Origin of the sequence: Massilia mucilaginosa (assembly GCF_011682145.1) — a bacterium.
GTDB lineage: Bacteria > Pseudomonadota > Gammaproteobacteria > Burkholderiales > Burkholderiaceae_D > Telluria_A > Telluria_A mucilaginosa.
Genome location: NZ_WHJH01000019.1, coordinates 17,747 through 32,893, shown reverse-complemented (window position 1 = coordinate 32,893; position 15,147 = coordinate 17,747). Strand labels below are relative to the sequence as shown.

Genomic DNA, 15,147 nt, shown 5'->3' with positions numbered 1-15,147 from the left:
GTTCAATGTTGAGCAGTCAGGCGGCATCGGCCGCGCGTCGGGCTTACAGGGACTTCAGCGTGTCTTTCGGCAGCAGCGTGGTGATCGAACTCTTCTGCACAACGATCGGCGTGTTGTTGGCGATGTCGATGGTGACATAGCTGTCGCTGACCTTGACGACTTTGCCGAGGATGCCGCCGGCGGTGACGACTTCATCGCCCTTGGCGAGCGCGTCCATCATGGATTTCTGCTCTTTGGCGCGTTTTTGCTGTGGGCGGATCATCAGGAAATACATGACCACGAACATCAGAATCAGGGGCAGGAAGGTGCTCATATTGCCCATCAGACTGGTATCGGCGGCAGCGGGGGCAGCTTGCGCATAAGCGTTGGAAATAAACACGGGAGACTCCGATATTGAGGTTAGTTTCGTTAAAAAATCAGCGCTGTATTCTAGCACCGCATACTCGGGGCGAGCCAATTTGGCCTATGTGGCTGCCAACTTCGTTTTTGCAAGCGGTCGAAAGTTATATAATTTTCAACATCCACCCGCTGCGTTGCCTTCTAGGGCCGTCTCCCCCGCGCAGGCGGGGGCCCATAGCACCGCTGAGCATAGGTGCTATGGATTCCCGCCTGCGCGGGAAGTCATTTCTGCCAATGGCAGAAATGACAACGCCAGGGTTAGTAGTCAAAAAGACAGCTAAAGGTAAGGTCGGGACGCTGTCCCCGGTTCGCCGGCCGCCGGTTTTACAACTTTTAAACACCGCGCGCGCGGCCGGCGTTGAATTCGAGGCGGAAGGCGTGGAAACGGTCGGCGTCGATCGCGTCGCGCATTTCGCTCATCAGCTTGAGGTAGTAGTGCAGGTTGTGGATCGTGTTCAGGCGCGCACCCAGAATCTCTTTCGAGCGGTGCAGATGGTGCAAATACGCGCGCGAAAAGTTCTTGCAGCAGTAGCAGTCGCAGCTCTCGTCGAGCGGCCCCTGGTCGTCCTTGTAGCGCGCGTTCTTGATCTTGACGTCGCCAAAACGCGTAAACAGCCAGCCGTTGCGGGCATTGCGGGTCGGCATGACGCAGTCGAACATGTCGATCCCGTTGGCCACGCCGGCCACCAGGTCTTCCGGCGTACCGACGCCCATCAGGTAGTGCGGCTTGTTGGCCGGCAGGCGCGGGCCGACGTGTTCGAGCATGCGCATCATGTCTTCCTTCGGCTCGCCCACCGACAGGCCACCGATGGCGATGCCCGGGAAGTTGATCTCTTCGAGCCCGGCCAGCGACTCGTCGCGCAGGTTTTCGAACATGCCGCCCTGGACGATGCCGAACAGCGCGTTCGGGTTTTCGCCCTGGGTGAATTCGTTCATCGAGCGCTGCGCCCAGCGCAGCGACATGCGCATCGATTGCGCCGCTTCGGCCGAGGTGGCCGGACGGCCGTCGATTTCGTACGGGGTGCATTCGTCGAACTGCATGACGATGTCAGAATTGAGCGCGCGCTGGATCTGCATCGAGATCTCGGGCGACAGAAACAGCTTGCTGCCGTCGATGGGCGAGGAGAACTTGACGCCCTCCTCGGTGATCTTGCGCATCGCGCCGAGCGAAAACACCTGGAAGCCGCCGGAGTCGGTCAGGATCGGCTTGTCCCAGCCCATGAAGCCGTGCAGGCCGCCGAATTTGTTGAGTACCTCGGTGCCCGGGCGCAGCCACAGGTGGAAGGTGTTCCCCAGGATGATCTGCGAGCCGACCTCTTTCAGTTCGACCGGCGACATCGCCTTGACCGAGCCGTAGGTCCCGACCGGCATGAAGATCGGGGTTTCGATGACGCCGTGATTGAGCGTGAGGCGGCCGCGCCGCGCGTGCGACAGGCCGCTGGTGTCGGTCTTGAGAAGTTGGAAGTCGAGCATGGTTGGTCCGGTCTACTTGTTGTCGGTCGTGAGCAGCATGGCGTCGCCATAGCTGAAGAAGCGGTACTCGCTGGCGATGGCGTGCGCGTAGGCGCCGCGGATGGCCTCATACCCGGCAAAGGCCGACACCAGCATCAGCAGGGTCGATTTGGGCAGGTGGAAGTTGGTGATCAGGCGCGACACCGTTTTGAAGGTGTAGCCGGGCGTGATGAACAGGGCGGTGTCGGCGCTGCCGGCCACCAGTTCACCCGACTGCGAGGCCGATTCGAGCGCGCGCAGGCTGGTGGTGCCGACCGCCACGACATCGCGCCCGGCCGCCCTGGCGGCGCGCACGGCGTCCACCGTTTCCTGCGGCACGGTGTACCACTCGGTGTGCATCTTGTGCTCGGCCAGCGCTTCGACCCGCACCGGCTGGAAGGTGCCGGCGCCCACGTGCAGGGTCACATAGGCGAAGTTGACGCCCTTGGCCTTGAGCGCGGCCAGCAGCGCTTGGTCGAAGTGCAGGCCGGCCGTCGGCGCGGCCACCGCGCCCGGTTCGCGCGAATACACGGTCTGGTAGCGCGTTTCGTCGAATTCGTCGGCGTCGTGTTCAATATAGGGCGGCAGCGGCAGGCGCCCGTGCGCTTCGATCAGCTCGAACACGTCGCCATCGAAGACGAGGGTGAAGAATTCGCCGGCGCGCTCGCCCGCGGTGACGTTGAAGGCGTCGGCCAGGCGGATGCGGTTGCCGGGCTTGGGCGACTTGGAAGCGCGCACCTGGGCCAGCACGGTGCGGCTGTCGAGGATACGCTCGACCAGCACCTCGACGTTGCCGCCGGTTTCCTTGACGCCGAAAAAGCGCGCCTTGAGCACGCGCGTGTCGTTCATCACCAGCAGGTCGCCGGGGGCGAGCAGGCCGACGATATCGGCGAACTGGCGGTCGACAATGGCCGCCCCGTCCAGGTGCAGCAGGCGGGAGGCACTGCGGTTGGGCAGCGGCGTTTGCGCGATGCGCTCGGCGGGCAGGTCGAAATCGAAGTCGGAGAGCGAGTACATTCTGCTAATTTTGTAAAAAATGGGGTCAAGAGCCGTACAATAAGGGCTCACGCGTGCAGGGCAACCCTCTATTTTACCCCCTTACGCACTGAAGTTGCTTCAATATGCCGCCGACCAAACCGAAAACGCCACCGAAAACCAACGAAAGCAAGCTCGCCAAGCTGGGCCTGCACACCGACATGGACCTGGTGCTGCACCTGCCCATGCGCTACGAGGACGAGACCGTCGTGGTGTCGATCCGCGAAGCCTGCCTGCGCGGCGGCCATGTGTCGCAGGTCGAGGGGGTGGTCACGAAAAACGAGATCAGCTTCCGCCCGCGGCGCCAGCTGCTGGTCACCATCGCCGACCAGAGCGGCGACCTGCTGCTGCGCTTCATGAATTTTTACGGCAGCCAGGTCAGGCAGCTTGCCGAGGGCACGCGCGTGCGCGCCCGGGCGGAACTCAAGCACGGCTTCTTCGGGGCCGAGATGGTGCACCCGGCCTACAAGGTGATCAACGAAGGCGCGCCGCTGCCGACCGTGCTCACGCCCGTGTATCCGTCCGGCGAAGGCTTGTCGCAGGCGATTCTGCGGCGCGCGATCGCCGATGCGATGAAGCGCATCGACTGGCACGACACCCTGCCGCCGGCGCTGCGCGCAGAGATGAACCTGACCGATTTCGAGCCGTCGGTGCGGCTGCTGCACTATCCGCCGCAGGAAATCGACGCCCATTCGCTGGTCGAGCGCTCGCACCCGGCCTGGATCCGCATGAAGTTCGACGAACTGCTGGCGCAGCAGCTCTCGCTGAAACGCGCGCAGCGGGCGCGCCGGGTCAAGGGGGCGCCGGTACTCAAGGCCATCGGCGCATTGTCGGAAGCGTTCCTGGGGCAGTTGCCGTTCAAGCTGACCGGCGCGCAGCAGCGCGTGCTGAAAGAAATCCGCGCCGACCTGAAAAACGGTTATCCGATGCAGCGCCTGCTGCAGGGAGACGTCGGCAGCGGCAAGACGGTGGTGTCGGCGCTGGCCGCCGCGCAGGCCATCGACAGCGGCTACCAGGCGGCCCTGATGGCGCCGACCGAAATTCTGGCCGACCAGCACTTCCGCAAGATCGCCGGCTGGATGGAGCCGCTCGGCGTGAAGGTGGCGTGGCTCACCGGCAGCCTGAAAAAGAAGGACAAGCTGGCCGCCACCGCGATGGTGGAGTCGGGCGAGGCGCAGCTGGTCATCGGCACCCACGCGCTGATCCAGGATACGGTGCAGTTTGCGAAACTGGGGCTGGTGATCGTCGACGAGCAGCACCGCTTCGGCGTGGGCCAGCGCCTCACCCTGCGCAACAAGGGCAGCAACGGCAAGACGCCGCATCAGCTGATGATGTCGGCCACGCCGATTCCGCGCACCCTGGCGATGACCTATTACGCCGACCTGGAAGTGTCGGTCATCGATGAACTGCCGCCGGGGCGCAGCCCGATCGTCACGCGCGCGATCGACCAGAACCGGCGCGACGAAGTCATCGAGCGGGTGCACGCGGCGGCGCTGGAGGGACGCCAGATTTACTGGGTGTGCCCGTTGATCGAGGAATCGGAAGCGCTGCAACTGCAAACGGCTACCGATACGCACGCCATGCTGGCCGAGGCCCTGCCCGATTTGCAGGTGGGGCTGGTGCATGGACGCCTCAAGGCGGCCGAGAAGCAGGAGGTGATGGATGCCTTCACCGCCAACGAGGTGCAGGTGCTGGTGGCCACCACCGTGATCGAGGTGGGGGTCGATGTGCCGAATGCGTCGCTGATGGTGATCGAGCACGCCGAGCGCTTCGGCTTGTCGCAGCTGCACCAGTTGCGCGGGCGGGTGGGACGCGGCTCGGCGGCCAGCGTGTGCCTGTTGCTGTATCAGAGCCCGCTGGGGCCGATCGCCAAGCAGCGCTTGATGACCATGCGCGAGACCACCGATGGATTCGAAATCGCGCGCAGGGATCTGGAGATTCGCGGGCCGGGCGAGTTTTTAGGGGCGCGCCAGTCGGGCCAGGCGATGCTCAGGTTTGCCGATCTGGAGACCGACCAGTGGCTGGTGGAACAGGCGCGCGGCGTGGCGCACAACCTGATTCATGAGGCGGTCGATGATGTGGTGGAGGCGCATCTGGCGCGCTGGCTGGGGGGCAAGGAGGAGTTTTTAAAGGTGTAGCTTCCATCTCTCACGCCAATCTAAAAACCGTCGTTCCCGCGCAGGCGGGAACCCAATTTTTCTGTAGTCGACGGCTGCGAAGCGGACTTGGGTTCCCGCCTTCGCGGGAACGACGAATCAAGCGTCCGCCGAATAGCGCAAGCCGATCTGCCCGCGAATCGTATCGAGCACGCCCATCAGATGCAGCGTTTCGTCGAGCGGCATGCCCGGGCTCTCCAGCAGCCCCTCTTTCAAACAGCGCCCCACTTCCATCGCCTCGTGCACATACCCGTTGCCCAGGTACGGCGTATCGATGGTGCGCGCGCCGTCCGCCGTGGTCACGGTCACCGACTGCGCCCGGTGGAACATGGTATTCATGCGCACCTGGCCGAGCGATCCGGACACGGTCAGCTCCGCCGGCGTCCTGGCCCTGAGCGAGCAACTGCACACCGACATGGCGCCGCCTTCGTGCGTCATGGTGAAGCCGGTCTGGATATCGACCCCGGTCTCGCCCATCAGCGCCATGGCGCGCACCTCGGCCACGGGCCCCAGCAGCGCGGCCGCGATCGAGAGCGGATAAATCCCCAGGTCGAGCAGCCCGCCGCCGCCGAGTTCCGGATTGTTCAGGCGGTGCAGCGGGTCTTGCGTGCCCGCGAAGCCAAAATCGGCCGTCACCTGGTGCACCGTGCCGATTTCGCCCGACGCGATGATGCGCCGCACTTCGGCCAGCGCCGGCATGAAGCGCGTCCACATCGCCTCCATCAGGAACAGCTTCTTCTCGCGCGCCAGCGCCACGATCTCTTCGGCTTCGCGCCGGTTCATGGTGAAGGGCTTCTCGCACAGCACGCCCTTGCCGCCATTGAGCGCCATGACGGCATTCTCGACGTGCATCGGGTGCGGGGTGCCGATGTAGACCACATCGATATCCTTCGCATCGGCCAGCGCCTGGTACGAGCCGTAGCTGTCAAACGCGCCGAATTCGGCGCCGAAAGCCTGCGCGCTTTCCAGGCTGCGCGATGCCACGCCGGCCAGCACCGCGCCAGGCGTGTCGCGCAAGGCCGTCGCAAACGCGCGCGCAATCTTGCCCGTGCCCAGAATTCCCCAACGTACCGCTTCAGTCATCTCTTCTCCTCAAACGACCCGCTTGGGCCGAAATACCGTGGTGTCGGCGTAAAACCCGTGGTCCTGCCCTTCCCACCATCCCGGCACGCCAAGCACCGGCAAGGGGGTAAAGCAGGCAGTACTCAATCCTTCGTCCGCCAGTTCGGCGGCGACCTTGCGGTCGATCCAGGCGCGCCGTCCGTCGTGCGGCAGGGCGAAGTAGTCGCCGCCGGCCACCACCACGCGCGTGTGCGCGGTGATCGCCTTGCGCGGCGCGACCAGCTTTTCCATCAGCGCGTGGCCGAACAGCCAGACTTCGGCGTCGCACCCAAAGGCGGCGCGCCGTTCGTATAGTGCCTCAACCCAGCCGTGCGCGCGCAGGGCGGCCACCAGCTGCTCACCCGCGCCGCCGGCACGCACCACCAGCAAGGCCGCGTTTTCGTCGAAGATGGTGGCGCCGTCGCGCGCCGCGCCACGCGACTTGCCCACGCCGGCCAGCGCAATCTGCGCCGCCTGCAGGGCGTTTAACTGCTGTTTGATGCGCGGGAAGGTCAGCCACACCAGGCCATTGAAAAAATCGTGCAGGTTGTCGCGCGTGGGCACGCAGCCGGTGGCACCGATGAATTCTTCGTAGGCGCGCCCTTCGGGCAAGTCATCTTGCGGCACGAAGCGCAGCGGCAGGCCGCGCTGGTTGAGCAGCGCCAGCGGCGCGGCAGCCGCGTTCAGGGCGTCGGCCACGCAGTTGACGTCGATGGGCAAACGCGCAAACGCGGGGCGCACCGCGTCGTACCACGGGCGCGCCCAGTCAATCTGCGACAGCATCGCTTACAGCAGTTTCCAGTTAATCTGCTCGCCGCCGTTGAGCGGCACCAGGGCGGAATCGGCCAGCGGCACGGTTTGCGGCAGGGTCCAGGCTTCGCGCTTGAGGGTCACCTGGTCGGTGTTGCGCGGCAGTTCGTAGAAGTCGGGGCCGTGGAAGCTGGCGAAGGCTTCGAGCTTGTCGAGGGCACCGGCGCGTTCGAACGCTTCGGTGTACATCTCCATCGCGTGCAGCGCGGTGTAGCAGCCGGCGCAGCCGCACGAGGCCTCCTTGGCGCCCACCGCGTGCGGGGCCGAGTCGGTGCCCAGGAAAAAGCGCTCGTCGCCGCTGGTGGCGGCCGTCATCAGGGCCAGGCGGTGCTCTTCGCGCTTGAGCACCGGCAGGCAGTAGTAATGGGGACGAATGCCGCCCTTGAAGATCTCGTTGCGGTTGTACAGCAGGTGGTGCGCGGTGATGGTGGCGGCGATCGGGCCGTCGGCTTCGGCCACGTACTGCGCCGCGTCCTTGGTGGTGATGTGCTCGAACACGATTTTCAGTTCCGGCATATCGCGCCGCAGCGGACGCATGACGCGCTCGATGAACACCGCCTCGCGGTCGAACAGGTCGATCTCCTGGTCGGTCACTTCGCCGTGCACCAGGAAGGGCATGCCGACTTCCTGCATCACTTCGAGCGTCTTGTAGCAGCGCGCCAGGTCGGTCACGCCGGCGTCGGAATTGGTGGTGGCGCCGGCCGGGTACAGTTTGACAGCGTGGACAAAGCCGCTGTCCTGGGCACGGCGGATTTCGTCCGGGTCGGTGTTGTTGGTCAGGTAGAGCGTCATCAGCGGCTCGAAGCGCATGCCGGCCGGCAGCGCGGCCAGGATGCGCTCGCGGTAGGCCTGCGCCATGGCGGTGGTGGTGACCGGGGGTTTGAGGTTGGGCATGACGATGGCGCGGGCGAACTGGCGCGCGCTGTGCGGCAGCACGCTGGCCAGCGCGGCGCCGTCGCGCAGGTGCAGGTGCCAGTCGTCGGGACGGGTGATGGTCAGGCTCTGGGGGGTATCGATGGTGGACATGGCGGCTTTCGGAAAACGGATGCGGTATTTTAACCTCCGCAGGCAAGCAATCGCTCATGCTTCCTCCAAGAAACATAGCGCACGTTTGAACATGCTGCTTGCTTCTGCTTCGAGAGCTTGAGATATTGACGTTTCAAACGCTACGCATGGAGTCCACCTTGAAAGCTGCCAACTTCCCTTCTCGACGAGTCGCACCCGACGTGCGCAAAGCTGCCGAAAGCTTGCTTGAAAGCGGCGAGTCCCTGTCCGGTCTAACCGCGCAATCGGTGCGGTTGCGGATCCGGCAGCGCCGTGCCCAGCACGACTTTATCGATCGCGGTATGGTTTCGCGCGATGCGGCACTGCAAAGCGGCGAGTACTACAGTGTCGACGATGTACTGCACGATCTCGATGACATACTCGCGCAAGCTGAGGCCAGATTGGCCGGGTGATTTTTCGCGCATCCTCGTACGGCGCCAGGCGCGCCGCCGCGCTTAATGAATAATCCGCGCCAAAAACTCGCGCGCACGCTCGGAGCGCGGCGCGGTGAAAAACTCCTGGGTCGGGCTGTCTTCGACGATGCGGCCGTGGTCCATGAACAAAATACGCCCGGCCACCTTGCGCGCAAAGCCCATTTCGTGGGTGACGACCATCATGGTCATGCCTTCCTGCGCCAGAGCGACCATCACGTCGAGCACTTCGTTGATCATTTCGGGGTCGAGCGCGGAGGTGGGCTCGTCGAACAGCATGGCAATCGGGTCCATCGACAGGGCGCGCGCGATCGCCACGCGCTGCTGCTGCCCGCCCGATAACTGGCTGGGGTATTTATCCTGCTGCGCCAAGAGGCCCACCCGGTCCAGGTACTGCAAACCCTTGGCGGTGGCTTCGTCCAGGCTGCGGCCAAGCACCCGGGTCTGGCCGAGTGTCAGATTGTCGCGTACCGACAGGTGCGGGAACAGCTCGAAATTCTGAAACACCATGCCGATGCGCGCGCGCAGGGCCGACAGGTCGGTTTTCTTGTCGCCGACCGACACGCCGTCGACCCGCACTTCGCCCTCCTGGAACGGTTCGAGCCCGTTGACGGTCTTGATCAGGGTCGACTTGCCGGAGCCGGACGGACCGCAAATGACCACCACGTCGCCCTTGCCCACCTGGGTCGTGCAGTCGGCCAGCACCTGGAACTGGCCATACCACTTGCTGACATTTTTTAGTTCGATCATGTTGTTTTTCGTCTGTTCTGGAAGAGGAGGTGCGAGCTTGACAGCACCTGCGCCCCCTAGGATACTGCGGAACTTGCCAAGAAAATCATCACCATACTGGCTGGTTCGCTCACAAAATACCGCTATTTTGCCCGAGAACGCAGGGAGACCAGCTTTCAGCTGCTCGCTGACGACGCCGAATCGACTCAAATACAGGATGCACAGCCCATGAACCAGAAAAATCGCCTTACCCTTTACATCCTGCTGGCACTCGTGCTCGGGGTGGTGATCGGGTATGTCATCAACGTCAGCACGCCCAACCCGGCCGCTTTTGCCGAATACATGTCGCTGGTGACCACGCTGTTCCTGCGCCTGATTAAAATGATCATCGCGCCGCTGGTGTTCTCGACCCTGGTGGTCGGTATCGCCAAAATGGGCGACGCCAAGGAAGTCGGCCGCATCGGCGCCAAGGCGCTCGGCTGGTTCGTGATCGCCTCGATCCTCTCGCTGTCGCTCGGCCTGATCCTGGTCAACCTGTTCCGTCCAGGCGACGCCATGGTGGCCCACCTGCCGCCGGCCGGCGCGGTATCGGGCATCGTCACCACCAGCCTGACGTTGAAAGAATTCGTCACCCACCTGGTGCCGTCGTCGATCGTCGATGGCATGGCCAAGAACGAAATCCTGCAGATCGTGATCTTCTCGCTGTTCTTCGGCACCGCCGCCGCCGCGGTCGGCGCGCGCGCCAACCCGATGATCGAAGCCATCGACGGTGTGGCGCACGTCATGCTCAAGGTGACCGGCTATGTGATGAACCTGGCCCCGATCGCGGTGCTGGCGGCCGTTTCGGGCATTATCGCCAAGAGCGGCATCGGCATCCTGTCCACCTACGGCATCTTCATGGGCGAGTTCTACATCGCCATCATCGTGCTGTGGATCGTGCTGACGATTGCCGGCTTCATTTTCCTGGGCCCACGCGTGTTCGCCCTGCTGCGTGAAGTGCGCGAGCCGACCATCCTGGCATTTTCGACCGCGTCGTCCGAGGCGGCTTTTCCAAAGACCCTGGAAGGCCTGGAGCGCTTCGGTGTACGCAACCGCATCGCCGCCTTCGTGCTGCCGATCGGTTACTCGTTCAATCTCGATGGCTCGATGATGTACTGTACCTTCGCCACCATCTTCATCGCCCAGGCGTACGGGATCGAGCTGTCGCTGTCGACCCAGCTGACCATGATGCTGGTGCTGATGCTCACCTCCAAGGGCATGGCTGGCGTGCCGCGCGCCTCGCTGGTGGTGATCGCCGCCACCCTGGGCCAGTTCAATATTCCCGAAGCGGGCTTGCTGCTGCTGCTGGGCATCGACCACTTCCTCGACATGGCGCGGTCGGCCACCAACGTGATCGGCAATGCCATCGCCACGGCGGTCGTGGCCAAGTGGGAGGGTGAATTGAGCGAGCCGGGCACGGTCGAACCGGCCACCTCGCCGCTCAAGTAATCAGCAGCGCTCACAGGGCGGGAAAGCACAGCTTTTCCGCCCTTCGCTTTTGGGCCCGGCCGCACTTCCGGGTAGCGATTCGTGTATGCTCTTTTGCCATCATTCCTCTCGGAGACCCGCAATGCTCAAGCTGTCCGCCATCGGTATTTTGCTCGCTTGCGGTAGTGCGCAAGGCGCCACCCAGACCGTCGATTGCGGACGCCTGCTCGATGTGAAGAGCGGCGCCTGGCGCGAGAAGGTCAGCATCGTCGTCGAAGACGGCAGCATCAAGTCGGTCGGGCCGATGGGTGCGAACGCGGGCGCTAACCCGACAGCGGGCCACATCGACCTGTCGGCCCACTCCTGCCTGCCCGGCCTGATCGACATGCATGTGCACCTGACCGGCGAAACCCAGAAGCAGGCCGACGCCCTGCGCGACGCCATCAGCCTGAACCCGGCCGACCATGCCTACCGCTCCGTCATCTTTGCCGAACGCACCCTCAAGGCCGGATTTACCACCGTGCGCGACCTGGGCGCGAGCGATGGCCTGAACGTCTCGCTCAAGCGCGCCATTGCGGCCGGCAGCATTCCGGGGCCGCGCATGTTCACCTCGGGGAAGTCGATTGCGACCACCGGCGGGCACGCCGACCCGACCAACAATTTTTCGCACCGCCTGAGCCACGCACTGGGCACGCCCGGACCCAGCGAGGGCGTGGTCAATAGCGCCGAGGGCGCGCGTGAAGCGGTGCGCGCGCGCTACAAGGAAGGCGCGGACCTGATCAAGGTCACCGCCACCGGCGGCGTGTTGAGCCAGGCCCGCAGCGGCCAGAATTCGCAGTACACCGAAGACGAACTGCGCGCCATCATCAGCACCGCCAAGGACTACGGCTTTCGCGTGGCGGCCCACGCGCACGGCACCGAAGGCATCAAGCGTGCGCTGCGCGCCGGGATCGATTCGATCGAACACGGCACCATGATGGACGACGAAACCATCGCCCTGTTCAAGAAGCACGGCGCCTGGTTCGTGCCGACCATTTCGGCCGGCCGCTACGTGGCCGACAAGGCCAAGGAAGCGGATTACTATTCGCCGCTGGTACGCCCGAAAGCGGCCGCCATCGGCCCGCAGATCCAGGCCACCTTCGGGCGTGCCTACAAGGCGGGCGTGAAGATCGCCTTCGGTACCGATGCCGGCGTGTTCCCGCACGGGGACAATGCCAGGGAATTCGCCTACATGGTCGAAGCGGGCATGCCGCCGCTCGAAGCGATCCGCTCGGCCACCCTGAACGCCGCCGCCCTGCTCGACCAGGGCACGCGCCTCGGTTCCGTGGAGCCGGGCTACGCGGCCGACATCATCGCCGTCACGGGCGACCCGCTGCGCGACATCGCGCTGATGCAGCAGGTGCGCTTCGTCATGAAAGATGGCGTCGTCTACAAACAACCATAATCGTCACTCAAGGAGAACCCATGCTGTATCAAAAAACCACGCGATCGATGATCGCCCTCTTCGCCATGCTGGTGGCGGTAACTAGTGCCGTGCAAGCCGAAACGGCGCAGCCGAAGCTGGCCAACGTGACCATCCTGGCCACCGGCGGCACCATCGCGGGCACCGGCGCGAGCAGCACCACCACGGTCGGCTACACCGCCGCCACGGTGGGCGTGCAGAACCTGATCAAGGCGGTGCCGGAACTGGGCAAGGTCGCCAACGTCACCGGCGAGCAGGTGTTCCAGATCGCCAGCGAGAACATGAGCAACGAGCATTGGCTCACGCTGGCCAAGCGCGTCAACGTGCTGCTGGCGCAGAACAATGTCGACGGCGTCGTCATCACGCACGGCACCGACACGCTGGAAGAAACCGCGTACTTCCTCAGCCTGGTGGTCAAGAGCCGCAAACCGGTGGTGCTGGTCGGCGCGATGCGTCCATCGACCGCGCTGTCGGCCGACGGTCCGATCAACCTGTATAACTCGGTGATGCTGGCCGCCAGCCCGGAAGCGGTCGGCAAGGGCGTGCTGGTGGCGATGAACGACCAGATCCAGTCCGCGCGCGATGTCACCAAGGTCAATACCTCGACCCTGGACAGCTTCCGCACCAGCGAACTCGGTTTGCTCGGCTATATCCAGGGCAGTAAACCATTCTTCTATCGCCAGTCGCTGCGCAAGCACACCACCGAAACCGAATTCGATATCGGCGCGCTGCAGTCGCTGCCGCAGGTCGACATCGTGTACGGTTACGCGAACATGAATCCGGTGGCGGTCGACGCCTTCATGGCCGCCGGCGCGAAGGGCATCATCCACGCAGGCGTGGGTGACGGCAGCCTGGCCGGCAAAGTGGTGCCGGCGCTAAAAGCGGCGCGTGCCAAGGGCGCGATCATCGTGCGCGCCAGCCGCGTGGGACAGGGGATTTTGGCGCGCAACGGCGAAGCCAATGACGATCAGCTGGACTTCGTGGCGGCCGATACGCTCAACCCGCAAAAGGCGCGCATCCTGCTGATGCTGGCACTGACCAAGACCAGCAGCACCAGGGAAATCCAGCGCATGTTCTACACCTACTAAGCGCTTCAAGGGTGGGCACGGCGTGCCCACCCGGTCAATCCACATCGAGCGGCGACTCCGCCGCCCCTTCGGCTTCCTCCTCCTGCCTCGCCTGCTGGCGCTCCCACATCTGGGCATACAGGCCGTTCGCCGCCAACAGCGCCTGATGCGTTCCGCGCTCCACGATGCGCCCGTGATCGAGCACCAGGATCTGCTCGGCGTCGGCCACGGTCGACAGGCGGTGCGCAATGACCAGGGTGGTGCGGTTCTTCGCGATTTCCTTCAACTGCGCCTGGATGGCCTGTTCGGCCTTGGAGTCGAGGGCGGAGGTGGCTTCGTCGAAAATCAGGATCGCCGGGTCCTTGAGCAGGGTGCGCGCGATGGCCACGCGCTGCTTTTCGCCGCCAGACAGCTTGAGTCCCCGCTCCCCCACCATGGTGGCGTAACCGTCCGGCAGCGTTTCGATGAAGTCGTGGATCGAGGCGGCGCGCGCGGCGGCAATGATGTCGTTCTTGCTCGCTCCCGGTTTGCCGTAGGCGATGTTGTATTCGATGGTGTCGTTGAACAGCACCGTATCCTGCGGCACGATGCCGATCGCCCGGCGCAGCGATTCCTGGGTGACGTTGCGCAGGTCCTGGCCGTCGATGGTGAGGGCGCCGCTGTTGACGTCATAAAAGCGGAACAGGAGGCGCGACAGGGTCGACTTGCCCGAGCCGCTGTGGCCCACCACGGCGGTGGTGGTGCCGGCCGCAATCGTGAAATCGACATCGAACAGAATCTGGCGCTTGGCTTCGTAGCTGAAGTTCACGTTCGAGAACGCGACCTGGGCGCCGTGGGTGGCCAGGGTCTTGGCCTCCTTGCCGTCGGCCACTTCGCGGTTCTGGTCCAGCAGCGAGAACAGGCGCTCCATGTCGGCCAGGCTTTGCTTGATTTCGCGGTAGATCACGCCGAGGAAGTTGAGCGGAATGTAGAGCTGGATCATGAAGGAGTTCACCAGCACCAGGTCGCCCAGGGTCATGCTGCCGGCGATGACGCCTTCGGTCGCACGCCACAGGATCAATGTGACGGCGGTGGCGATGATCAGCGATTGGCCGGTGTTAAGGACCGAGAGCGAGGTTTGCGACTTGACGCCGGCGTTCTCGTAGTTTTTCAGGCCTTCGTCGTAGCGCGCCGCTTCGTAGTCTTCGTTGCCGAAGTATTTGACGGTTTCGTAGTTGATCAGCGAGTCGATGGCCTTGGTGTTGGCCTTGGAATCGAGGTCGTTCATGGTGCGCCGGAAGTGGGTGCGCCAGTCGGTGACGATGACGGTGAACGCGATGTAGGTCACCAGCGCCACGCCGGTGATGGCGCTGAACCAGATGTCGTAGTGGGTGACCAGGTAGCCCAGCACCAGGGTGATCTCGACCAGGGTCGGCAAAATGTTAAACAGGGTGTACGAGATGAGCGAACTGACGCCGCGCGTGCCGCGCTCGATATCGCGCGTCATGCCGCCGGTCTGGCGGTTCAGGTGAAAGCGCAGCGACAGCGCGTGCAGGTGGCGGAACACGCGCAGCGCGATGGTGCGCACGGCGCGCTGGGTGACGCGCGCGAACAGGAATTCGCGCAGTTCGGTAAACACCGTGCTCGACAGGCGCAGCAGGCCGTAAGCGACCAGCGCGCCGAGCGGCAGCACCAGCAGCGCCTTCGGGTTCGATGGGTTGATGGTCAGCTGGTCGATCAGCTGTTTCATCACCAGCGGCACGCCGACGTTGGCCAGCTTGGCCGCGATCAGGCAGCCCAGGGCAGCCATGACGCGCCATTTGTAGACCCACAGGTAGGGAATCAGGGTCTTCAGGGTGCCCCAGTCGCTGCGGCGCGGGGCGTTGGGATCGACGGGAGGCGGGGGGGAAGAATGACGGCGCATGGCGGAGCTCGGGGATTTGTGGTTCAATTCCGGTCGATTGTAGCCTTTCAAG

General features: G+C 64.1%; 13 protein-coding genes. 5 read left to right on the top strand and 8 right to left on the bottom strand.

Annotated features, from left to right (window positions below; all coding sequences use genetic code 11):
- Window positions 1-43: 43 nt before the first annotated feature.
- From yajC to queA, 3 genes are all read right to left on the bottom strand, one after another.
- Entirely contained in the window at window positions 44-322 is a 279-nt protein-coding gene (yajC, locus tag F2P45_RS16815) for a preprotein translocase subunit YajC (RefSeq protein WP_229505129.1), read from the bottom strand.
- A 410-nt stretch (window positions 323-732) separates the two neighbouring features.
- Entirely contained in the window at window positions 733-1,872 is a 1,140-nt protein-coding gene (tgt, locus tag F2P45_RS16810; protein WP_166877375.1) for a tRNA guanosine(34) transglycosylase Tgt, read from the bottom strand.
- A gap of 12 nt (window positions 1,873-1,884) precedes the next feature.
- Window positions 1,885-2,907 carry a tRNA preQ1(34) S-adenosylmethionine ribosyltransferase-isomerase QueA gene (gene queA, locus F2P45_RS16805; protein ID WP_166877372.1) on the bottom strand — a complete coding sequence of 341 codons (1,023 nt, stop codon included), beginning with the start codon at window positions 2,905-2,907 and terminating at the stop codon, window positions 1,885-1,887.
- A gap of 104 nt (window positions 2,908-3,011) precedes the next feature.
- Between queA and recG the strand changes: the two genes are divergently transcribed.
- Window positions 3,012-5,063 (top strand): ATP-dependent DNA helicase RecG, encoded by a 2,052-nt coding sequence (gene recG / locus F2P45_RS16800; RefSeq protein ID WP_166877369.1) that lies wholly within the window; start codon window positions 3,012-3,014, stop codon window positions 5,061-5,063.
- A gap of 117 nt (window positions 5,064-5,180) precedes the next feature.
- On the opposite strand, the gene F2P45_RS16795 is transcribed toward recG, so the two are convergent.
- From F2P45_RS16795 to pyrC, 3 genes are read right to left on the bottom strand one after another with little or no spacing between them, the layout of a single operon-like run.
- Window positions 5,181-6,164, bottom strand: a complete 984-nt coding sequence (locus tag F2P45_RS16795) for a Gfo/Idh/MocA family protein (protein WP_166877366.1) — start codon at window positions 6,162-6,164, stop codon at window positions 5,181-5,183.
- A 9-nt stretch (window positions 6,165-6,173) separates the two neighbouring features.
- Window positions 6,174-6,965 carry a DUF3025 domain-containing protein gene (locus F2P45_RS16790; RefSeq protein WP_166877363.1) on the bottom strand — a complete coding sequence of 264 codons (792 nt, stop codon included), beginning with the start codon at window positions 6,963-6,965 and terminating at the stop codon, window positions 6,174-6,176.
- Between the two features lie 3 nt (window positions 6,966-6,968).
- Complete coding sequence (gene pyrC, locus F2P45_RS16785; RefSeq protein ID WP_166877360.1) at window positions 6,969-8,018, bottom strand: dihydroorotase; 1,050 nt, start codon at window positions 8,016-8,018, stop codon at window positions 6,969-6,971.
- 158 nt (window positions 8,019-8,176) lie between these two features.
- On the opposite strand from pyrC, the gene F2P45_RS16780 reads away from it, so the two are divergent.
- Complete coding sequence (locus F2P45_RS16780) at window positions 8,177-8,449, top strand: YlcI/YnfO family protein (RefSeq protein ID WP_166877357.1); 273 nt, start codon at window positions 8,177-8,179, stop codon at window positions 8,447-8,449.
- 42 nt (window positions 8,450-8,491) lie between these two features.
- Here the strand turns inward: F2P45_RS16780 and F2P45_RS16775 are convergent, their stop codons facing one another.
- Entirely contained in the window at window positions 8,492-9,217 is a 726-nt protein-coding gene (locus tag F2P45_RS16775; RefSeq protein ID WP_166877354.1) for an amino acid ABC transporter ATP-binding protein, read from the bottom strand.
- A gap of 207 nt (window positions 9,218-9,424) precedes the next feature.
- Between F2P45_RS16775 and F2P45_RS16770 the strand changes: the two genes are divergently transcribed.
- The 3 genes from F2P45_RS16770 to F2P45_RS16760 all read left to right on the top strand — a co-directional run bounded on the left by F2P45_RS16770 (window position 9,425) and on the right by F2P45_RS16760 (window position 13,213).
- The gene (locus F2P45_RS16770; protein WP_166877351.1) at window positions 9,425-10,684 is read left to right on the top strand and encodes a dicarboxylate/amino acid:cation symporter; all 1,260 of its coding nucleotides are present in this window, start codon (window positions 9,425-9,427) and stop codon (window positions 10,682-10,684) included.
- A 121-nt stretch (window positions 10,685-10,805) separates the two neighbouring features.
- Window positions 10,806-12,107: a metal-dependent hydrolase family protein gene (locus tag F2P45_RS16765; RefSeq protein ID WP_166877348.1), complete on the top strand. Its 1,302-nt coding sequence runs from the start codon at window positions 10,806-10,808 to the stop codon at window positions 12,105-12,107.
- A 65-nt stretch (window positions 12,108-12,172) separates the two neighbouring features.
- Window positions 12,173-13,213: a type II asparaginase gene (locus F2P45_RS16760; protein ID WP_370663266.1), complete on the top strand. Its 1,041-nt coding sequence runs from the start codon at window positions 12,173-12,175 to the stop codon at window positions 13,211-13,213.
- A gap of 34 nt (window positions 13,214-13,247) precedes the next feature.
- Here F2P45_RS16760 and F2P45_RS16755 read toward each other — a convergent pair whose 3' ends face one another.
- The gene (locus tag F2P45_RS16755; protein ID WP_166877343.1) at window positions 13,248-15,095 is read right to left on the bottom strand and encodes an ABCB family ABC transporter ATP-binding protein/permease; all 1,848 of its coding nucleotides are present in this window, start codon (window positions 15,093-15,095) and stop codon (window positions 13,248-13,250) included.
- Window positions 15,096-15,147: the final 52 nt, after the last annotated feature.

Excerpts from the sequence above, each read along its gene's own strand:
- yajC (WP_229505129.1), bottom strand. The coding sequence starts at position 322 with ATGGGCAATATGAGCACCTTCCTGCCCCTGATTCTGATGTTCGTGGTC.
- tgt (WP_166877375.1), bottom strand. The coding sequence starts at position 1,872 with ATGCTCGACTTCCAACTTCTCAAGACCGACACCAGCGGCCTGTCGCAC.
- queA (WP_166877372.1), bottom strand. The coding sequence starts at position 2,907 with ATGTACTCGCTCTCCGACTTCGATTTCGACCTGCCCGCCGAGCGCATC.
- recG (WP_166877369.1), top strand. The coding sequence starts at position 3,012 with ATGCCGCCGACCAAACCGAAAACGCCACCGAAAACCAACGAAAGCAAG.
- F2P45_RS16795 (WP_166877366.1), bottom strand. The coding sequence starts at position 6,164 with ATGACTGAAGCGGTACGTTGGGGAATTCTGGGCACGGGCAAGATTGCG.
- F2P45_RS16790 (WP_166877363.1), bottom strand. The coding sequence starts at position 6,965 with ATGCTGTCGCAGATTGACTGGGCGCGCCCGTGGTACGACGCGGTGCGC.
- pyrC (WP_166877360.1), bottom strand. The coding sequence starts at position 8,018 with ATGTCCACCATCGATACCCCCCAGAGCCTGACCATCACCCGTCCCGAC.
- F2P45_RS16775 (WP_166877354.1), bottom strand. The coding sequence starts at position 9,217 with ATGATCGAACTAAAAAATGTCAGCAAGTGGTATGGCCAGTTCCAGGTG.
- F2P45_RS16770 (WP_166877351.1), top strand. The coding sequence starts at position 9,425 with ATGAACCAGAAAAATCGCCTTACCCTTTACATCCTGCTGGCACTCGTG.
- F2P45_RS16765 (WP_166877348.1), top strand. The coding sequence starts at position 10,806 with ATGCTCAAGCTGTCCGCCATCGGTATTTTGCTCGCTTGCGGTAGTGCG.
- F2P45_RS16760 (WP_370663266.1), top strand. The coding sequence starts at position 12,173 with ATGCTGGTGGCGGTAACTAGTGCCGTGCAAGCCGAAACGGCGCAGCCG.
- F2P45_RS16755 (WP_166877343.1), bottom strand. The coding sequence starts at position 15,095 with ATGCGCCGTCATTCTTCCCCCCCGCCTCCCGTCGATCCCAACGCCCCG.